General features: G+C 58.1%; 14 protein-coding genes. 12 read left to right on the forward strand and 2 right to left on the reverse strand.

The features are described 5' to 3' along the window. The first annotated feature begins 94 nt into the window (after positions 1–94). The 11 genes from LWH94_RS08555 to LWH94_RS08600 all read left to right on the forward strand — a co-directional run bounded on the left by LWH94_RS08555 (position 95) and on the right by LWH94_RS08600 (position 16222). A complete protein-coding gene (locus tag LWH94_RS08555) occupies positions 95–2017 on the forward strand; it encodes a sensor domain-containing diguanylate cyclase (protein ID WP_232901899.1) in 1923 nt (640 codons plus the stop codon). 24 nt (positions 2018–2041) lie between these two features. Further along, on the forward strand, positions 2042–2167 hold the full coding sequence (locus tag LWH94_RS19410) for a hypothetical protein (protein WP_269802530.1): 126 nt from the start codon (positions 2042–2044) through the stop codon (positions 2165–2167). Between the two features lie 53 nt (positions 2168–2220). Next, positions 2221–2946: an ROK family protein gene (locus tag LWH94_RS08560; protein WP_232901945.1), complete on the forward strand. Its 726-nt coding sequence runs from the start codon at positions 2221–2223 to the stop codon at positions 2944–2946. 88 nt (positions 2947–3034) lie between these two features. Continuing rightward, a complete protein-coding gene (locus LWH94_RS08565) occupies positions 3035–3382 on the forward strand; it encodes a hypothetical protein (protein WP_232901900.1) in 348 nt (115 codons plus the stop codon). A gap of 128 nt (positions 3383–3510) precedes the next feature. After that, positions 3511–6642 (forward strand): DUF3427 domain-containing protein, encoded by a 3132-nt coding sequence (locus tag LWH94_RS08570; protein ID WP_232901901.1) that lies wholly within the window; start codon positions 3511–3513, stop codon positions 6640–6642. Continuing rightward, complete coding sequence (locus LWH94_RS08575) at positions 6639–8321, forward strand: class I SAM-dependent methyltransferase (protein ID WP_232901902.1); 1683 nt, start codon at positions 6639–6641, stop codon at positions 8319–8321. The genes LWH94_RS08570 and LWH94_RS08575 overlap by 4 nt, the downstream gene beginning before the upstream one ends. A gap of 355 nt (positions 8322–8676) precedes the next feature. After that, positions 8677–9135 (forward strand): fibronectin type III domain-containing protein, encoded by a 459-nt coding sequence (locus LWH94_RS08580; RefSeq protein WP_232901903.1) that lies wholly within the window; start codon positions 8677–8679, stop codon positions 9133–9135. 73 nt (positions 9136–9208) lie between these two features. Further along, entirely contained in the window at positions 9209–11065 is a 1857-nt protein-coding gene (locus LWH94_RS08585; RefSeq protein WP_232901904.1) for a bifunctional diguanylate cyclase/phosphodiesterase, read from the forward strand. A 178-nt stretch (positions 11066–11243) separates the two neighbouring features. Further along, positions 11244–12023: a sulfate reduction electron transfer complex DsrMKJOP subunit DsrO gene (gene dsrO, locus LWH94_RS08590; protein ID WP_232901905.1), complete on the forward strand. Its 780-nt coding sequence runs from the start codon at positions 11244–11246 to the stop codon at positions 12021–12023. Next, positions 12004–13113 (forward strand): NrfD/PsrC family molybdoenzyme membrane anchor subunit, encoded by a 1110-nt coding sequence (gene nrfD, locus LWH94_RS08595; protein ID WP_232901906.1) that lies wholly within the window; start codon positions 12004–12006, stop codon positions 13111–13113. The genes dsrO and nrfD overlap by 20 nt, the downstream gene beginning before the upstream one ends. Before the next feature lie 19 nt (positions 13114–13132). Beyond that, on the forward strand, positions 13133–16222 hold the full coding sequence (locus tag LWH94_RS08600) for a molybdopterin-dependent oxidoreductase (protein WP_232901907.1): 3090 nt from the start codon (positions 13133–13135) through the stop codon (positions 16220–16222). Between the two features lie 66 nt (positions 16223–16288). Here the strand turns inward: LWH94_RS08600 and LWH94_RS08605 are convergent, their stop codons facing one another. Together LWH94_RS08605 and LWH94_RS08610 are read right to left on the reverse strand one after the other, a co-directional pair. After that, a complete protein-coding gene (locus LWH94_RS08605) occupies positions 16289–17326 on the reverse strand; it encodes an NAD(P)H-dependent flavin oxidoreductase (RefSeq protein WP_232901908.1) in 1038 nt (345 codons plus the stop codon). Between the two features lie 208 nt (positions 17327–17534). Further along, positions 17535–17834: a helix-turn-helix domain-containing protein gene (locus LWH94_RS08610; protein WP_022988103.1), complete on the reverse strand. Its 300-nt coding sequence runs from the start codon at positions 17832–17834 to the stop codon at positions 17535–17537. Between the two features lie 226 nt (positions 17835–18060). Here LWH94_RS08610 and LWH94_RS08615 point away from each other — a divergent pair, with 226 nt between their 5' ends. Then, positions 18061–18837, forward strand: coding sequence for an SDR family oxidoreductase (locus LWH94_RS08615; RefSeq protein WP_232901909.1), 777 nt, complete (start codon positions 18061–18063; stop codon positions 18835–18837). Positions 18838–18897: the final 60 nt, after the last annotated feature.

Raw genomic sequence — 18897 nt, forward strand, 5'->3', positions numbered from 1 at the left:
ATTCTTGCAAAATCCGGGGTGGATGGTTGTCCAAAGCACAGCCATAGTGCAGATTGACTACCATGAGCCCGCCAAACTGATAGAAACGTTTAATATGCCGACCTGGTTCTCCCGTCATTCATTGCTGCTTCAAAGTTCCGCTTTGCTGGTCCTTATTGTTGTCGTCATTTTTGTCACTCAATACCCTACCTACCAGAAAGATCGGGAGCTGGAACAAGTCGACATCAACCGTAACCTGGAGCTGATGCAGCTGATGACAGCCGGCTATGTGCAGCAACTGACACGAGATGCCGATGTAATTGCCGCCTCTCCGGTGTTGCAGATGTACATAAGAGACCTGTCCGCAGAGGGCTTGCTATCTTTAGAACAGGCGTTTCTGAACATCGCAGGTCTGAGGCCAAGTTATGACCAGCTACGTTATATAGATCGTTCCGGAGTTGAACAGGTTCGGGTTAACAACTACAACGGTGAGCCACAACTGGTCACGCAGGGCTTACAGCTTAAAATCCATCGTGACTACGTGAAAGCGGGGCTGGCAGGAGAGGCGGGGAGCGTCTTTGTGTCCCGCTTTGACCTAAATGTTGAAAATGGCCGCATTCAAGTTCCCTTTGTGCCCACGGTTCGGGTAGTCGCCAGCGTACACGTGGATGGTGAACAGGGTGGCATGGTGGTGCTCAATGCCAAGGCGAATGAATTGCTGCAACACCTGCGCACAGCGTTGCCGGACGGTACTGACCTGGTCGTGCTTGACGACGCCGGCGGTTGGATAGCCGGTGGTGGTGTTGCCGACTGGGCGTTTGCTGATGATTCCGCCAGTCGGTTTTCGGCTAGCTATCCGGCATTGTGGCAACAAGTGCGTGGCGCTCAGCAGGGACAGTTCGAGTTGGAAGACGAGTGCTATAACTACCGCTGGCACCGTTATTCGGATCCTCGCGTTGAGTCTCCCGAACTGTTGCTGGCCCAGCGAACGGCAGGGGAGCCCTGTTCGGCCGTCGGGATGGATTCGGTCAAAAAAGCGGGCGTTCGGCTGATTTCCGGACTGCTGGTAACCTACCCCTTGCTCTTGCTATGGCGACGCGCTAACACGCATAAGTGGCAAATGCAGCGGGTGCTGGCAGAAAACTACCATCAGTTGCAGGTGGTTACGCAAATGTCCGGGCACGGGTTGTTGATGGTAGACCAACAATGCCGGGTGCAGTGGATTAATCCGGAAGGTGAACGGCTTTTGGGCTGGACAGAAGCGGAGCTGATTGGCCGCGACCTGCACCAAACCTGCCACGTTACCCCGGATGGCCATAGCCTGCATGACGGGCCTTGCCCGACACTGCACACCCTGGCTACAGGCGAGGACAGCCGCGCAGACAAAGAGCGCATGGTAGGCAGGAATGGCCGCATCGTGCACCTGAGTATGAGTGTTCGGGCGTTTGGTGATCCTGAAAACAGGGGTGCCATCCTGGCCATTGCAGACGTAAGTCGCCATGTTGAGACAGAGCGTAACCTGACCCAGCTGGCCCGCACAGATGCCTTAACCGGAGTATTAAACCGGGGCGCATGGTTGTCGGTGGTCAGCAGCTGGGTGGACAACGATAATGCCGCGCTCTATGTCATCATGTTGGATCTCGACCACTTCAAACGTGTGAACGATACCTTCGGCCATGGCGCGGGTGATACAGTACTAAAAACCTTTGTAAAGACCGTCAGTCACCTTCTGAGAAGGGATGATGTGTTTGGTCGCCTGGGGGGAGAGGAATTTGCCTTGGCCGTGCGCCACCTGACCAAGGAGCAAGTGTTGGTCCTGGCTGAGCGGATTCGCGTGGCGGTGGGTGACATGCTGTGCACCCTGGACGACGGCCAGGAAATTACCATAACCACCAGTTGTGGTGTGGCACAGTATAGTGGCGAGGAAAGCTTAAAACAGTTGCTGGAAAAGGCAGACAAAGCCCTTTACCTTGCAAAGCACGCAGGCCGGAACCAGATTCAGTTTTACCAGCCGATAACGGGTAACGGTTCAGAATAACCGGGCTGCGGCACAGGGAAACGTATGCAAAACTGGCTAACAGGCATAGACCTGGGCGGGACCAAAACCGAAGTGATCCTGCTGGATAACCAATCCAACGAACACTTCCGCAAACGGGTAGCCACCCCAGCAGGCGACTACCCACCCTGAACACCATCCACGCTCTGGTACAACAGGCCGAAGCCCACGCCGGCACCACCGGCATACCGGTAGGCGTAGGCATACCCGGCAGCGTTTCCCGCAAAACCGGCCGCATCAAAAATGCCAACTCCACCTGGCTGAACGGCCAGCCCATGCAGCAACACCTGCAAGAATTGCTGCAACGGCCCGTTACCCTGACCAACGACGCCAACTGCCTGGCGCTCTCCGAAGCCACAGACGGAGCAGGGCGAAACCACCACAACGTATTCGCCGCCATACTGGGCACCGGCTGCGGCGCCGGCATAAGCGTGAACGGCCAGCTGCTTACCGGCCCCAACGGCGTAGCCGGCGAATGGGGCCACAACCCCCTGCCATGGACCCCGGAAGCCGAACTGCAACAGCGCCCCTGCTTCTGCGGCCGCCACGGTTGCAACGAAACCTTCCTGTCCGGAACCGGGCTTTCACTCACCCACAAACTGCGCACCGGCCAGCAACTGCCCGCCCATGCCATTGTCGAACATGCCGGGCATGGCGACCCGCAAACCACCGAAACCCTGCACCAATACCTGGAACACCTGGCCCGAGGCCTGGCTGCCATCATCAACGTAATCGACCCGGACATCATCATCCTGGGCGGAGGCATGAGTAACGCCGAACAGCTCTACCAGGAACTCCCCGCCCGCCTGCCCGGCTACGTATTCGGCGGCGAATGCGACACACCCATCGTAAAAGCCGCCCACGGCGACTCCAGCGGCGTGCGCGGAGCGGCCTGGCTGGCCAATACCTGAACCCACTCACAAAAAATCCACCGCACGACGCTACCTGTCGCCCCCGTGACTACACTGGAACAAAGGCAACGCCAGAGGAGGGCACACCATGCGAGCGAATACCATGGCGAAACACCTGATGATCGCCCTGGCCATAGCACTGCTTGTGCTGGCATCCGGCTGGCTGCCCGCACAGGAAAACTGCACCTACCGTAAAGACGCCCTGGGCAACATGCGCTACCAGTGCGACAGCGGCGAACAGGGCACACTACGCAAAGACGCATTCGGGCACTGGAATGACAACCGAACCGGCAACCGTTACCGCAAAGACAGCCTTGGAAACTATCGGTCTTCTGATGGTGAAGAGGTTTGGCGCAAGGATTCGCTGGGGAACTGGCGGGACCGGGAGGGGCGGCGGTGCAGGGAGGATGCGTTGGGGAATCTGGTGTGTGAGTAGGGTAAGTGGTTCGTAAACAAATGCAAAATTCAGACGAGCCGGAGAGAAAGTCTTAAGATTTCCTTGGAAACCGGGACGTTGAACGCTACGGTTCTTGCCAGATGTGCCATCAACATGGAACGTAGGTAATGCAACAAACCGGAATCTACGAGCAGCTAATCACCAAGCTCATCGAAAGCCGTCTCGACAGAGACAAGTTCTACGTTGGTGAACGCCAGCTCAACAGCGCCGAAGCCTCGGTGTGGCTGTCACGATTCCTGTCCAACATTCTGGAATTTGCCATTGAAGCCGTGCCGTCGGGAGACGACCGGCTTCAGGAGCAAATCGAACTCTCCAACCAGCTGCTGATGTGGCTCAAGAGCCAGATTTCAGAAGAGGGCTTTCTGGAAGAGAACCTGCTCGATAGCCAAGGTAAAATCCTCACAGCGCTCTACGAGTTGGAAAACCCGGTTGCAGCCAACCTGAAACAGTACGTTGAAGATATCTTCCCTCTAACGGGCTTAACCCAAAGCGAGCTGTTCTCAGGCAGCAATGCCGGCCTGTCGCTGGAATCCGAACTGAAACGCGAAATTCTGTCAGCAGACAAAATCTACTGGCTGGTGTCGTTCATCAAATGGGCCGGCATCCGCATTTTCCGGAAAGAGCTGGAAGCCTTCACCGCCAGTGGCCGTGAGCTTAAAATCATCACCACCTCCTACATGGGGGCAACGGATGCCAAAGCCGTTGAGTACCTGGCGAGTCTGCCGAACACGGAAGTAAAGCTAAGCTACAACACCGAGCGTGAAAGGCTGCACGCCAAAAGCTATTTGTTTCTCCGGAATACAGGCTTTCACACCGGTTACATCGGTTCATCCAACCTGTCCCGATCGGCGCTGACCAACGGCCTTGAGTGGAACCTGAAAATCACATCTCAGGAAATTCCCCACATCATCAACAAATCTCTCAGCACTTTTGAAACCTATTGGGCTTCGGAAGACTTTGAGCGGTTCGATGGTCAGGCTGAGAGTACCGAAAAGCTCAATCGAGCCCTGAAGCAGCAAAAAGGCTTGGATGCACCAGGCGTCTCCCACTATTTCGAAATTACGCCGTTCCCCCACCAGAAGGACATTCTGGAGCAGCTCTCCGTGGAAAGGGACGTTCACCAGCGTTTCCGTAACCTTGTGGTGGCCGCCACTGGTACTGGCAAAACGCTGATTTCGGCGTTTGATTTCCAGCGGTTCCTGAAAGAAAAGCCAAACGCCCATTTCCTGTTTGTGGCGCACCGGGAAGAAATTCTGCGCCAAGCCCGCGAAGCCTATCGGGGCGTGCTGCGAAACAATGCCTTTGGCGAACTCTGGGTAGGCGGCCAGTTGCCGGAACACTACCGCCAGTTGTTCGTGTCGATTCAGACCCTGAATAACCAGCTGGACCAGCTGAAACTGACCGAAGACTATTACGACTACATCGTAATTGATGAAGTGCACCACATTGCCGCCTCCAGTTACCGGGCGGTACTGGAACACTTCTCGCCTGAGATACTGCTGGGCCTGACCGCCACACCAGAACGGCATGATGGTAGTGATATCCTAAGCGACTTTGGCGGCGTGATTGCCTCCGAACTCCGGTTGCCGGAGGCCATCAACCGACGCCACCTTTGCCCTTTCCAATACTTCGGCATAGATGACGATACCGACCTGCGCACCATTCCCTGGAATCGTGGCCGTTACGATGTGGTTCAGCTCACCAACCTCTACACCCACAACCAGAGCCGGGTAGATAAGATCCTGCGCAGCCTGCGGGAAATCGTCACCGACATAACCAGCATGAAAGCTCTCGCTTTCTGTGTGAGCCGTGAACACGCGACCTTCATGGTGGAGCAGCTCTTGTTACATGGCATCAAGGCCGATGTGCTCACCAGTGACAACAGCCACGAACGCCAACAAAAGCAGCAAGCCATTCGCTCCGGGCAAATCAATGTTCTGTGTGTGGTCGACATCTTCAACGAAGGCGTCGATATTCCAGAAGTGGATACCTTGCTGTTCCTGCGCCCCACCGAGAGTCTGACCATCTTCCTGCAGCAACTCGGCCGTGGACTGCGTTTGGCAGACGACAAAGACTGCTGCACGGTTCTGGATTTCGTGGGCAACTCCCGGCCTGAGTATGATTTCGCCAATAAATTCCGGGCACTGGTGGGTAAGTCAGAACGCTCGATTACGGATGAACTGAAGCAGGGCTTTCCCCATGCACCACTGGGTTGCCGAATTGAGCTCACCAAGAAAACCCAGGAAATGGTGCTGAGCAACATCCGGCAAGCCACGCTGACCATGAAGCGGCTGGTGACACTTGTTCGGCAGTTCCCGCAGCACTCCACGCAGCCACTCACGCTGAAGAATTTTATAACCCATCATCCCCACATCGACCTGAACGAGCTCTACAAACGGGGTAGCTGGGCCGAACTGGTGAGCAAAGCGAAAGACGAAGACGTCGCCGATGACTCGCCGTTCAAACTAGCGAAGAAGGCCATCTACAACCGGATTTTGATCTGCGACGATCACCACTACCTGCTGTTCCTCAAGGAGCTATGCCTGGCCGGATTTAGCTGGGACGACACCAGCAATCGCCAAGCGCTGATGTGCCATTACGACTTCTGGCAGAAAGCCGGGCCGGAGCTGGAGTTTGATTCGCTGGCACAAAGCCTGGCAGAACTCAGCAAGTTGGGGCTGGAACAAGAGCTGGCGGACGTGCTCGACTGGAAACTGTCGAAAACCAAGCACGAACAGCCGGCCATGCCGGAGTTACAGGAAGTCCCGCTGCGATTGCACGCCCGCTATTCCCGAGAGCAGATTCTGGTTGGTTTTGGTGCCATGACGTTCGAGCACCAGCCACCATCGAGGGAAGGTGTGTATGTCATTCAGGATCAGAATATCGAGCTGCTGTTTGTCACCCTGGATAAAAACGAAAAGCAGTTCTCACCAACCACCATGTACCACGACTACGCGATCAACGAGCAGTTGTTTCACTGGCAGTCGCAAAACAGCGCGCGGCCTGACCGTGGCAAAGGTAAGGACTATATTCAACACCAAGCCATCAACAAACGTTTGTTCCTGTTTGTGAGAGAGCAAGCGAAAGACGAATATGGCCGCACGATGGGGTTTGTGAATTACGGAGAGGTTAATTACGTGTCTCACACCGGCTCTCAACCCATGAGTATTACCTGGAAACTCCGAACGCCGATGCCGAACTTTATGTGGCAGCAGGCGGCTAAGCTGGCGGTGGCATGAGTTACGGTCCTTACAACAAAAACGCCCAAAAATTCTTCACCCAATACCAGTCCCTGACCTTCGAACAGGTCCACAGCGACTGGCTCCCCCAGCTGGACAAGAAAACCGGTCTCGCGCTCGATGTAGGTGCCGGCAGCGGCCGCGATGCGTTGGCACTGGCGGAGCGTGGCTGGGATGTGGTGGCGGTGGAGCCGGCGGCGGAGTTGCGTCGGCTGGGTGAGGCGGCAACGGCCCATCGTAGTATCCAGTGGGTGGATGACTCTCTGCCGGATCTGAGCGAGATCCGAAAACTCAGTTACCGGTTTGATCTGGTGCTGGTGTCTGCGGTTTGGATGCACCTGCCCCCTACTTACCGGGAGCGGGCGTTCCGGATTTTGACTGAGCTGCTGGCACCGTCCGGCATGTTGGTCATCACGCTGCGCCATGGGCCGGGGGATGGTGAGCGCCAGTTCTACGAAGTCTCGAAGGCCGAGCTGGACAGCTTTGCCCGCCACCGGGCGGTTATGCCGGTGCCTTTGCCGGATATGCCGCGAGCGGATCAGCTGAAACGCGAGGATGTGTGGTGGGAAACCGCCGTATACCGTCTGCCGGATGATGGCACCGGGGCGTTGCCCACGCTGCGGCATATCATCATCAATGACAACAAATCCTCCACGTACAAACTGGGCTTGCTGCGAACCCTGGTGCGCATGGCAGACAGCGCGCCGGGGTTGGTACTGAACCGCTCCGATGATTGGGTAGAGCTGCCACTTGGGGCAGTGGGGCTGTTCTGGATCATGCTGTACCACCCGCTGGTGCTGAAGCATCACTTGCGGCAGGCGCCGGGTTCCCGGGGGCTGGGTTTTGCCGGGGATGATTTCTTCGAGCTGGGCAAACTGTCGCCGTTGGATTTCCGGGTTGGTTTGTCACTATCGGCGGAGTTTGCGCCTGTGGTTATGCGGGCGATCAAACTGGCGGCTTCGAACATTCTCAAGAACCCTGCCCACTTCACCACCTGGCCGGGCACCAATCGCCAGGTTTTCGAGGGTGGCACCAGTCGACTGACTATTCGTAACGAGGCGGTTCATCTGGATAAGGAAACCCTGGCCCGGTTCGGGCGTTTCCGGGTGCCTGCCATGCTCTGGGACACATTCAGCCGTTACGCCTGCTGGGTTGAGCCGGCCATTGTGAATGAATGGATCAACCTTATGGGGAGCTGGGAAGCCCGTTATTCAACGGAAACCTATCATCAGGCGTTGCAGTGGGTAGAAGGGCGGCGAGATACCACGGTCGTGCGCAAGCTGGTAGAGCAACAGCTTTCCGCTGGCCCGGTGGAGTGTGTCTGGACTGCCAGAAATCTTGCCCGTACCCGCTACGATATTGACCACTGTTTTCCCTGGTCCCGCTGGAACAACAACGATCTCTGGAACCTGTTGCCGGCTTCTCATACCGCCAATGCGGCGAAGTCTGAAAAGCTGCCGGCGGATTCGTTACTGAAACAGGCCCGGCCTCGGGTGATGGAGTGGTGGGGGCACGCCATCATAGGCACCGAGCGTGAACAGCAGTTTTTTTCAGAAGCGGAAGCTGCGTTGCCGTTGTTGGGCCAGAGTTGCACGGTCGACAGCGTGTTTGAAGGGATGTTGCAGCAGCGCTTGCGGTTGAAGACCAATCTGCAGTTGGCGGAGTGGCTTGGGGTTTAGCCATTCGCCTTGCCTTCCCCCGAACCCCAATTACAATGAAATTAGCTTTCAACCGAAAGCGAATGACGAGCAGGAGGCCATCATGTCCAAGAAAGAAGCGAAAAACCTGAAGAAAAAGATCAACGCCCGTAAAGCCAAGATCGAAAAGCATGAAGCCAAGATCAAGTCGCTGAAGAAAAAGCTGAAGAAAGCTGCCTGATGCGATAGCGGGCCGCCCTGTGCGGCCCGTTGCTACGCTAGCTATGTAGTTGTCCAGTTAACCTACCGTCACAAACAAACGCGTTTTTGTCACAGTCTCCCCGCCGCTAACAATTTAAAATTCTGCAAAATTTCTCCCTCTGCGGTGTTGTTTCCTATGCCCAATTTTTTGCAGAAATTCCCCCTGTACCTGATTGTTGTCTTGTTTGGTGTGCTGCTGGCCGGTTGTGGTGGCGGTGGCTCTGGTGATGAAGTGGGCGACTCCCAGGCGGGCGGCTCTTCTGTGCCATCGGGGCAGGAGTCTGCTGTGGGCAGCGAGTCGGTTTCTGAGCGCAAGGCGGTACTCAGCTGGACCGCACCCCGCAGTCGTGAGGACGGTTCTGGCTTGTCGCTGAGTGAGTTGGAAAGCTACGTTATCCGCTATGGCCAGGACAAAGACAACCTTACTGAACAGGTTGTTGTTCCAGACGCTGCGGCCGAAGATTCGCAAAGTTACCCGTCTTACACCATCACCGGCCTTAAGCCGGGCACCTGGTATTTTACGGTGCAGGCGCAGGACCAGGCCGGTCTGCTCAGCGCGCCGTCCGAGATGGTTAGCAAAAACATTTCTTCCTGATGACAATCGGTAGGAATTGTCGGCATTTCGGCTATAGTGAAACACATATGGACGTTGCCCGAACGGATTCACTATGAAGCGCAGAATGGCCGAGCTGGCAGACCAGCAAAAAATTCAGGACATGATTGCCCACCAGGTCCCGTTCGAGGAAATCCTGGGCGCCATTACCGACATGGTCGCGCGCCAGATGCCGGAGTGCGTGGTGTCTTTCATGCTGTACGACCCCTCCGACAACACCCTTAGCCTGGTTGCAGGGCAGGGCGTGTCTGAAACCTACCGCCAGGCCATGCAGCGGGTTGTGATCGGCCCGAATGTGGCCAGTTGCGGAAAAACAGCTTTCACCCGCGAAGTTGTTATTACCCCGAATATAGAGCACGAGCCGGACTGGGCGCCCTTCGCCCACCTGGCCCGGGCCGAGGGGCTGAAGTCTTGCTGGTCTGTGCCGGTGCTTACCCCGGGCAATGATCTGTTGGGCACCTTTGCGGTGTATGGCCGCTATCCTTCTGAACCGGCAAGTGATGACCTGGTGTTGATGTACCGGGCGTCTGGCCTGTTGGCGTTGGCGACCGCCCGGGAGCGCGACAGAAAAGCGCTGCAGGATCACGAGCAGCGTTATCGCAGGTTACTGTACCAGCATGAAAACACGCTGTCTGAACTGCGTTTTCAGGAAACCCACGATCCGCTAACCCGCTTGCCCAACCGCACCAGTTTTGAGGCGTTGCTGAACGAGCATTGCTGTTCGAATGGCGACCGGCTGGTGGGTTTGCTGGTGAACCTGGACGGCTTTACCACCATTAACGAAGGCCTGGGCCACACGGTGGGCGACCAACTGTTGCAGGCGGTGGCCGGGCGATTGCGGGCAGAGTTACCGAAAGAAGCGTTTCTGGCGCGCCTTGGTGGCGATGAGTTTGGCATTCTGCTGGGCACGCGTAGCGAGTACACCGATGAGTTGCCTCTGAAGACAGCAGATACGGTGCTTGCGTTGTTGTCCCGGCCGTTTGTGGTGGGCGAGCACACGGTGCATATCAGTGTCAGCATCGGGATTGCGTCTGGCTCCGATGGCTGTGAGGGCAATTGCGTGCTGATGGCCCACGCCCATACTGCGGTGCGCGAGGCCAAGAACCAGGGGCGAAATACCTGGGAGTGGTACGCTGGCGAGCAAGATAGTTCCATTCGCGAGCATGTGGCCATTCGCCGGGAACTGCTGGAGGCGATCGAGGGTGATCAGTTTGTGGTGCATTACCAGCCGCTGGTAGATGCCGCCACCACCGAGATTCGCGGGGTAGAGGCGCTGGTGCGCTGGCAGCATCCGGAACGCGGCCTGGTGCCGCCGGGGCTGTTTATTCCGGTGGCGGAAGCAACCGGGCAGATTATCGACATCGGCCGGTGCGTGCTGCGCCAGGCCTGCCACGATATGAAGCAGATTGTTGAGCGCCTGGGCAGGCCCATTACTTTGGCTGTGAACATTTCACCGGTGCATTTTCGTCGGTCCAGCTTTTTCAGTGAAATTCAGGGTGTGCTGGAAGACAGCGGCTTGAGCCCGTCTTGCCTGGAGCTGGAAGTCACCGAAGGCGTGTTAATGAGCGCGGCGGAAAAGGCCCTGGAACAGGTTCAGGCACTGCGTAACCTGGGCGTGAAGGTGGCTATCGACGATTTCGGCACCGGCTTCTCCAGCCTCAGTTACCTGCGGGACTTGCCCATCAACAAGGTGAAGATAGACCGCAGTTTCATCAACGATATCGACACCAGCCGCCACAACGCCGCCATTGTGAAAGGCGTGATCACCATGACCCACCACCTGGGCCTGGAAGTGGTTGCCGAGGGTGTGGAAACCGAAGCCCAATACGAATACCTGCGCGCCCACGGCTGCGACTTGCTGCAGGGCTTCTACTTCTCCCGCCCCGTGCCCCTGAAAGAACTCCTCCAGTAACACGCAGGCTACAAAGGGGTCGTACCCCCACCGGGGGTACGACCCCTCCCTTCTGGTAAGTACTTGCCCGTAACAAATTGTAGACCCGTCCCACAAACTGACCGATATCAAATTCCCGCAAGCCTGCTTTGCTACTGTCCAACCTAGATAGCAACCGACTCATCATACAGGTGATTCCATGGACAAAATCCGCCGGGCCTTGCTCGGGCAGATCGCAAAGCTGACCGCCGGAGCAGCGCTGGTTCCTTTGAGCAGCATTGCTTCTGCCGGTATTAACGATCAACCCCCGCGCCGTGAAGGTGATCCCTCCAAGCGCTACGCCATGCTGATTGACTTGCGGGCGTGTATTGGCTGCCAGGCCTGTACGGTGTCTTGCCATATCGAGAACGAGGCGCCGCTGGGCAGTTTCCGTACGATTGTTTCCCAGTACGAGGTGGAGCATGAGGAAACCGGCGACATTGCTACGTTCATGCTGCCGCGCCTGTGTAACCACTGCGACAACCCGCCTTGTGTGCCGGTTTGCCCGGTAGAAGCCACCTTCCAGCGCCAGGACGGCATTGTGGTGGTGGATAACGATGTGTGCGTGGGCTGTGCCTATTGTGTGCAGGCCTGCCCGTACGATGCCCGCTTCATTAACGAACACACCCAGACAGCCGACAAGTGCACTTTTTGTGCGCACCGCCTGGACGTAGGCCTGCTGCCGGCCTGTGTGGAGTCCTGTGTGGGCGGCGCGCGGATCATTGGCGACCTGAACGATCCGGACAGTCAGATCAGCCGCATGATGAAAGAGCACTATGAAGACCTGATGGTGCTGAAGCCGGAGATGGGAACATCGCCCCATGTGTTCTATCTGGGCATGGAAGAGCGGTTTATGTCTCGCCCACAGGCCAAGCCGGCCATTTGGGATGTGCGTACTCAGGAAGGTGAGGAGATCGGTTATGAATTCGATGGCCATTGAGGTTCTTACCCCTCGCTATGGCATTGCCTGGTACCCTTGGGCGGTGCAGTACTTTTTCATGATTGCGGTCTCTTACTCGGCGCTGTTGCTGACGGTGCCTGGGCTGATTTTCGGTAACAAGAACTATCAGCCGCTGGCGAAGGTGGCGTTGCTGGTAACGGTTACCTGCACCCTGGTAGGCCCGGTGGCACTGCTGGCTGATTTGCACCAGCCGCTTCGCTTTTGGCACTTCTACGCCAATCTGAACACCCAGTCCTGGATGTCTATCGGTAGTTTGTTGCTGCCGCTGTACCTGGTGATGGTGCTGGCCTATGCCTGGCTGGCGTGGCGCCCGGCCATGCAGGAGCAGGCACAGGAGCCCGGCTGGATTGGCAAGCTGTCTGGCTGGATCAGCATGGGTAGCTGGCAGGCACCACGCTGGATGCTGGTGCTGGCGGGCCTGGGTGCCCTGGCGTTTGCCTTCGGCATCATGCTGTACACCGGGGCGGAAGTCGCCATTCTGAAATCCCGCCCGCTGTGGCACACCAACTGGCTGCCGGTGATGTTTGTGCTGACTGGCCTGGTGGCGGCTTCTGGGCTGGTGGTTCTGATCAACCGCTTGATGACCGGTAACGATGAAGAGATCAACCGGCAAGGTCTGAAAGTGATCTTTGTGAGCATGGCGCTTGCGGCGATTGTGGCGGCGCTTTGGGTATCTGAAGGCATTACCGGTTTCAGCCCGTCTGTTGAGGCTGCGTTTGAGTCTTTGCAGGGCAACGCGGAGTGGCGCCTGGTGGCTATTTACGGCCTGGCGGTAGGCATTGTGCTGACCCTGGCCACCATCGCCATGCTGCGCCGCCCGGGCTGGATGACCCGTGCCTGGATTGCCGGCCTGCTGGCGGTACACATCGGCTGGACCTTCCGCTGGATGGTGCTGATGGAAGTGCAAACCGTGGCCAAGAACACCGCAGGTTATTACCAATACGCCGTTGAGGCAGGCTCCAGTGGCTTGCTTGGAATTGTCGGCACCTTCGGGTTGTGGCTGGCAGCGTTACTGATTATCGACATCCTGGTGCCCTGGAAGAAAGGCCTCCAGGCTGGCAGCCACTGATTAAGGGCGGAGCATAGTTATGGACAAGAATCGTCGTAATTTTCTGAAAGGAGCAGCGGCCGCTGGTGGTGCTGCTACCTTCGCGGCGGGCTACTACGACCCGCTGGAAAAAATGGCCAAGGGCCTGGTGAACGGCACCTCTGGCAAACAGACTAACGACCGGCTGCACGCCAACAGCCTGGCGCCGGAGTATTCCGTAGACCCCACCACCGGTGAGGTAACACTGAACCCGGACCAGCGCATTGCCTTCACCGTGTGCTATGGCTGCACCACCAAGTGTGGCGTGCGGGTGCGGATTGATAAAGAGCAGGGCAAGGTTCTGCGGGTGTCTGGTAACCCTTACCACCCGCTGTCTTCTGACGAGCACCTGGACGAGAACACGCCGGTAATGGATGCGTTCCGCCAGATGAGTAACTTCAAGGACCAGGGCCAGCTGAACCGTTCTACCGCCTGTGCCCGTGGCAACGCTGCCATGGCCCAGCTCACCAGCGACCAGCGTGTACTCACCTGCCTGAAGCGGGTAGGGCCGCGGGGCAGCAACCAGTGGGAATCTGTCCCGTTCGAGCAGCTGCTGGATGAAATTGTGGAAGGCGGCGACCTGTTCGGCGAAGGTGAAGTAGAGGGCCTGCGTGCCATTCGCGATCTCGAAACTCCGCTGGACCCGGAAAACCCGGAATACGGCCCCAAGGCCAACCAGCTGATGGTAATGGAAGCCACCGATTATGGCCGCTCTGCGCTGCTGAAGCGCTTTGCTTTCAATGCCTTTGGTACCCGTAACTATGGCCACCACGGTGCCTACTGTGGCCTGGCGTTCCGTATGGGTTCCGGCGCGGTGATGAACGACCTCGCCAAGAACGCCCACGTTAAGCCGGATTTCGCCAACACCAAATTCGCGCTGTTCATTGGCACTGCACCCAGCCAGGCCGGTAACCCGTTCAAGCGCCAGGGCCGTTTGCTGGCCCAGGCCCGTACCACGGGTGACCTGGAATACGTGGTGGTCGACCCGGCTTTGACTGCGGCTGCGTCTCACGCGGCGGGCGAGCGCAATAACTGGATTTCCATTCTGCCGGGCACAGACCCCGCGCTGACCATGGGCCTGATGCGCTGGATGCTGGAGAACGATGGCTACGCTAAGGATTACCTGGCCATTCCGGGTAATGCGGCGGCTCAGGCGGCCGGTGAAAAAGGCCACTCCAACGCCACGCACCTGGTGATTGAAGACGAGGCCCACCCGCGGGCGGGTTACTTCCTGCGTATGAGCGATATCGGCCGCGCCACTGAGGGCGCTGCAGACGATGTGCCTGTGGTGGTGGATGCCAATGGCGAGCTGGCAAGCTCCGAAGTGGCCAGCAGTGCCGAGCTGTTTGTGGAGCGTACCGTAGAAACCGGCAACGGCCCGGTTGTGGTGCGCAGCTCCCTGTTCAAGCTGCGTGCAGAAGCGCAGAAGTACAGCATTGAAGAGTACGCCGATATCTGCGGTATTGATGCGGAAATCATCCGCCGGCTGGCGAAGAAGTTTGCCAGCCATGGCCGGCAGTCCGCCGCCGATGCCCACGGTGGCATGATGTCTGGTGCGGGCTTCTACGCCTCTTTCAGCGTGAACATGCTGAACGTGCTGGCGGGCAGCTTTAACCATAAAGGTGGTGTGGCCAAGGGCGGTGGCTCCTTCAATGGTGTGGGTAAAGGCCCCCGGTACGACCTGGCAGATTTCCCCGGCAAGGTCGGCCCCAAGGGTATTTTCCTGAGCCGTTCACGGTTCCCGTACGAGAAGTCTTCCGAGTACAAGCGCAAGGTGGCCAGTGGCCAGTCTCCGTACCCGGCTGAAGGCCCATGGCGCAAGCTGGCGCCGCCGATTCTGACCGAGCATTTGATGTCTGGCCTGGATGGCTATCCGTACCGCATCAAGGCGATGATCGGTGCCATGGCCAACCCGCTGTATGGCCAGGCTGGCCTGACTTCCGTCATCGAAGAGAAGCTGAAAGACCCGAAGAACATCGGCCTGTTTGTGGCGGTGGATGGTTTCATCAACGAAACCAACCGCTTTGCCGACTACATTGTGCCGGATTCGGTGATGTATGAAGTGTGGGGCTTTACCGGTGCCTGGAGCGGCACGCTCACCAAGATGACGACCGCCTGCTGGCCGGTGGTGGAGCCTCGCCAGGTGAAAACCGCCGGTGGCGAGCCAGTAAGCCTGGATAGCTTCTTCATTGAGCTGGGTAAAAAGCTGAACCTGCCGGGCTTTGGTGATGGGGTGATTGCCGGTGCCGACGGCACTATGCATCCGCTCAACCGCGCTGAAGACTTCTATCTGCGGGCGGCGGCGAACATTGCGATGACCGGCAAGCCGCTGTCTGCGCCCAGCGAGGAGGACATTGTGGCTGGCGGTATTGAGCCGCTGATGGATCGTATCAAGTCTACCGTGGCGGAAGACGAAGTGGGCCCGGTGGCGCACCTGTATTCCCGCGGTGGCCGGTTCGAGACCATGGAAAAGGCCTACGACGGTGACAATCTGGGCCACGCCTGGAGCCGCCCGCTGTGTGTCTACAATGAAGATGTGGGCACAGCCATCGACAGCTACACTGGCAAGCGCCTGACCGGTACCCCCATGTACCATCCGCCGCGCTTCTGGGATGGCTCGCTGATGCGGGAGCACTTCCCGGAAAACGAATGGCCGCTGCTGGCGTTCTCGTTCAAGAGCAACCTGATGAACTCCTACGCCATCGGCCTTGAGCGCCTGCGTATGATCAAGCCCTACAACCCGGTGCTGATCAACCGCAAAGATGCCGAGAAGTTTGGTGTGCAACACGGCGACACCATCAGCATCGAAAGCCCGGGCGGCAAGGTGCTGGCACTGGCGCTGGTGGGTGACGGCGTGCACGAAGGCGCTATCGGCATCGAACACGGCTACGGCCACCGCGAACTCGGTGCCGCCGGCCACGTGATCGATGGCGAAGAACGCCCCGGCAACCCCTACCTGGGTGCCGGCGTAAACATCAACGACCTCGGCTTCGCCGACCCCACCCGCACAGACCAGGTTGCCACCTGGCTGGAAAACGTCTCCGGCGCCGCCGTGCGCCAGGGCCTCCCGGTGCGAATCCGCACCGTTTGATAAGGCGGGGTCAGACCCCCGGTACATTTCGAGTGGTGAAATGTACCGGGGGTCTGACCCCGTTCATTAGCCTGCCAGTTCTTCTACCAACACTCCCGCCGGTACCTCCTGACAACCGCTGGCATTCTGCCCGGACCACAACGGTGAGAAATCCCCGGTGCCAGCCGCTTCCCCGGCTGCCCGCAGCGGTGCAATGGCATTCGTTGCCAGGGGAAACGCCGGTGCCTGATCGCAAACCGGACCCAGTTCCCGCATTACCCGGTTAACAATGCCCCGCGCCGGGCCGCCGGAGAACAGGTTGGTGATGGCCGTATGCCGCGCCGCCGGGCTTTTCAGGGCCTCGCGATGCAGGGGCTTGGTGGTGGCTTCCGGGCAGAGCATGAACGCGGTGCCGATTTGTGCAGCCACGGCGCCCAGGTCCAGGGCTGCCCGCACACCTGCGGCCGTGGCAATGCCGCCGGCAGCGATGACCGGAATCTTCACTGCAGCCACAATCTGCGGCAGCAGGGCGAACGTGCCCATCTGGGTGGTCATGTCCGTGTTGAGGAAAATGCCCCGGTGCCCGCCGGCTTCCAGGCCCTGGGCGATGATGGCATCGGCGCCGTGCTGTTCCAGCCAGAGGGCTTCGTCTACGGTGGTGGCAGTGGACAGCACCTTCGCACCGGCTTTTTTGACGCGCTCCAGAAGTTCCGGCTTCGGCAGGCCAAAGTGAAAACTCACCACGGCGGGGCGAAACTCTTCCACAATCGCTGCGGACTCTTCATTAAACGGCATACGCCCCGGGCCGGCTGTGATGCTGGCAGGATCGATGCCGAACTCCTTGTAATAGGGCGCTAGCGCCTGCTGCCAGTTGGCTTCTTGTTGCTCGTTGGGCTCGGGCGGAGTGTGCGCAAAAAAGTTCAGGTTGTAGGGCTGCTGGGTGGCTTCATTCAACGCCTTAAGCTCCTCCCGCAAAGCCTCCGCCCCCAGCATCGCACAAGGCAAAGACCCGAGCCCGCCGGCATTCGAAACCGCCGCCGCCAGCCGATAATCCTGAACCCCCGCCATCGGCGCCTGAATGATGGGCTTCTCGACGTTAAACAGGGCTGTCAGTGCGTTACTCATACTCTCTCCTCCAATTCGGGGTCAGACCCCCAGTACATTTCGTGTGGCTGAATGTATCGGGGGTCTGACCCCGCTGGTTGATTTTTAGTCGATCCGGAAGTCTGGGTGTAGGTTTTGCCAGTGTTGGAATGTATCGGGGGTCTGACCCCGTTGGTTGATTTTTAGTCGATCCGGAAGTCTGGGTGTAGGTTTTGCCAGTGTTGCGACATCAGTCGTCTTCGTCTAACAGGCCTTGCCAGGGGTTGTCTGCGATGGGGTTGGAGTTGGGGATTAGTTCTGCCTTGCCTTCCAGAAAAGCCGCAACAGCCCTCGCTTTCTCTTCTGGTATTAGCATAACTCGCATCTTCAGTCCTTTGGCTACTAGTTCAAGGGTTTCTAGTCGTGAATTACCCCCAGACTCAAGCCGCTGATACTGCTGGCGAGGCATGCCGATGCGCATCTCCATATCCTGCTGGCGCAGTTCAAGAGATTTGCGGCGATCTTTCAACTGTTCGTGGACTTTGCTCATGGGTCCTTTCTGGCAACGTATAAGTTTCAAAATATTATAATAGAATCATATTAGTTTCATTTTCGCCGAATGCAACCAATTCGGGGTCAGACCCCCAGTACATTTCGTGTGGCCAAATGTATCGGGGGTCTGACCCCCGCAGTGTGTCGGTTGGGCCAAGGTTTGTGGCGGGGTGGGTTGGTAAGTTTACCGGAATAACAAGTTCAATGAGCGGAGTGTGGGTTTTATGAGTCGACAGGTTTTTATTACCGGCGGGGCCAGTGGTATCGGGTTGCAGCTGGCGCGGAGTTATTTGCGCACGGGCGCAGCGGTGACTTTGTTTGATGTGCAGCCGGCGGAGCAGGCGGTGGCGGAGCTTTCGGCGCTTGCCGGGGCGCACAAGGTGCGGGCGTTTGTGGTGGATGTCACCCGGCCGGAGCAGGTGCGGGAGGTGCTTGCAGAGGCCGCAAGGGATGCACAGCCGGATGTAATGATTCACTGCGCCGGCATTTGCGTGGCGGCGGATTTCGAGGCCATTGATGACGACACCTACGCCCGGGTGATCAACATTAACCTGGTTGGCACCCGCAATGTGGTGGCGGGTGCGTTGCCGCATCTGAAATCTGGCTCGCAGTTGGTGCTGATTGCCTCCATGGCCGGGCTGGTGGGCTGTTACGGGTATGCGGCTTACTGCGCTTCGAAATACGGGGTGGTTGGGCTGGCGGAGGTGTTGCGGATTGAGCTGGCGCAGAAGGGCATTGATGTAACCGTGGTGTGCCCGCCAGAGGTGGAAACGCCGATGGTGGAAGCGGAGCGGCTGAACCGGCCGAAGCAAACGGAAGCCCTGAAACTGATGGCGGGTACGCTGCCGCTGGATTATGCGGTGCGGCAGATTCGAAAGGGCATTGATGCCCGGCGCTTTATGGTGATCCCGGGCTGGCGGGCCCGGGGGTTGTGGTTCACCAACAAGTTGTTGCCGGGGTTTATGACGCGCCGGTTGGCGGATTTTTTGGTTAGCCGGTGATCGGTGGCGGGTCTGACCCGCCGATAAAAATCCGCTCTGGAGGATAATTTATCGGGGGTC

Source organism: Marinobacter sp. G11 (genome assembly GCF_021282325.1).
GTDB classification, from domain to species: Bacteria; Pseudomonadota; Gammaproteobacteria; order Pseudomonadales; family Oleiphilaceae; genus Marinobacter; species Marinobacter vinifirmus.

What these genes read in the sequence shown, in the direction of transcription:
- LWH94_RS08555 (WP_232901899.1), top strand. Translation starts at nt 95, where the DNA reads ATGCCGACCTGGTTCTCCCGTCATTCATTGCTGCTTCAAAGTTCCGCT.
- LWH94_RS19410 (WP_269802530.1), top strand. Translation starts at nt 2,042, where the DNA reads ATGCAAAACTGGCTAACAGGCATAGACCTGGGCGGGACCAAAACCGAA.
- LWH94_RS08565 (WP_232901900.1), top strand. Translation starts at nt 3,035, where the DNA reads ATGCGAGCGAATACCATGGCGAAACACCTGATGATCGCCCTGGCCATA.
- LWH94_RS08570 (WP_232901901.1), top strand. Translation starts at nt 3,511, where the DNA reads ATGCAACAAACCGGAATCTACGAGCAGCTAATCACCAAGCTCATCGAA.
- LWH94_RS08575 (WP_232901902.1), top strand. Translation starts at nt 6,639, where the DNA reads ATGAGTTACGGTCCTTACAACAAAAACGCCCAAAAATTCTTCACCCAA.
- LWH94_RS08580 (WP_232901903.1), top strand. Translation starts at nt 8,677, where the DNA reads ATGCCCAATTTTTTGCAGAAATTCCCCCTGTACCTGATTGTTGTCTTG.
- LWH94_RS08585 (WP_232901904.1), top strand. Translation starts at nt 9,209, where the DNA reads ATGAAGCGCAGAATGGCCGAGCTGGCAGACCAGCAAAAAATTCAGGAC.
- dsrO (WP_232901905.1), top strand. Translation starts at nt 11,244, where the DNA reads ATGGACAAAATCCGCCGGGCCTTGCTCGGGCAGATCGCAAAGCTGACC.
- nrfD (WP_232901906.1), top strand. Translation starts at nt 12,004, where the DNA reads ATGAATTCGATGGCCATTGAGGTTCTTACCCCTCGCTATGGCATTGCC.
- LWH94_RS08600 (WP_232901907.1), top strand. Translation starts at nt 13,133, where the DNA reads ATGGACAAGAATCGTCGTAATTTTCTGAAAGGAGCAGCGGCCGCTGGT.
- LWH94_RS08605 (WP_232901908.1), bottom strand. Translation starts at nt 17,326, where the DNA reads ATGAGTAACGCACTGACAGCCCTGTTTAACGTCGAGAAGCCCATCATT.
- LWH94_RS08610 (WP_022988103.1), bottom strand. Translation starts at nt 17,834, where the DNA reads ATGAGCAAAGTCCACGAACAGTTGAAAGATCGCCGCAAATCTCTTGAA.
- LWH94_RS08615 (WP_232901909.1), top strand. Translation starts at nt 18,061, where the DNA reads ATGAGTCGACAGGTTTTTATTACCGGCGGGGCCAGTGGTATCGGGTTG.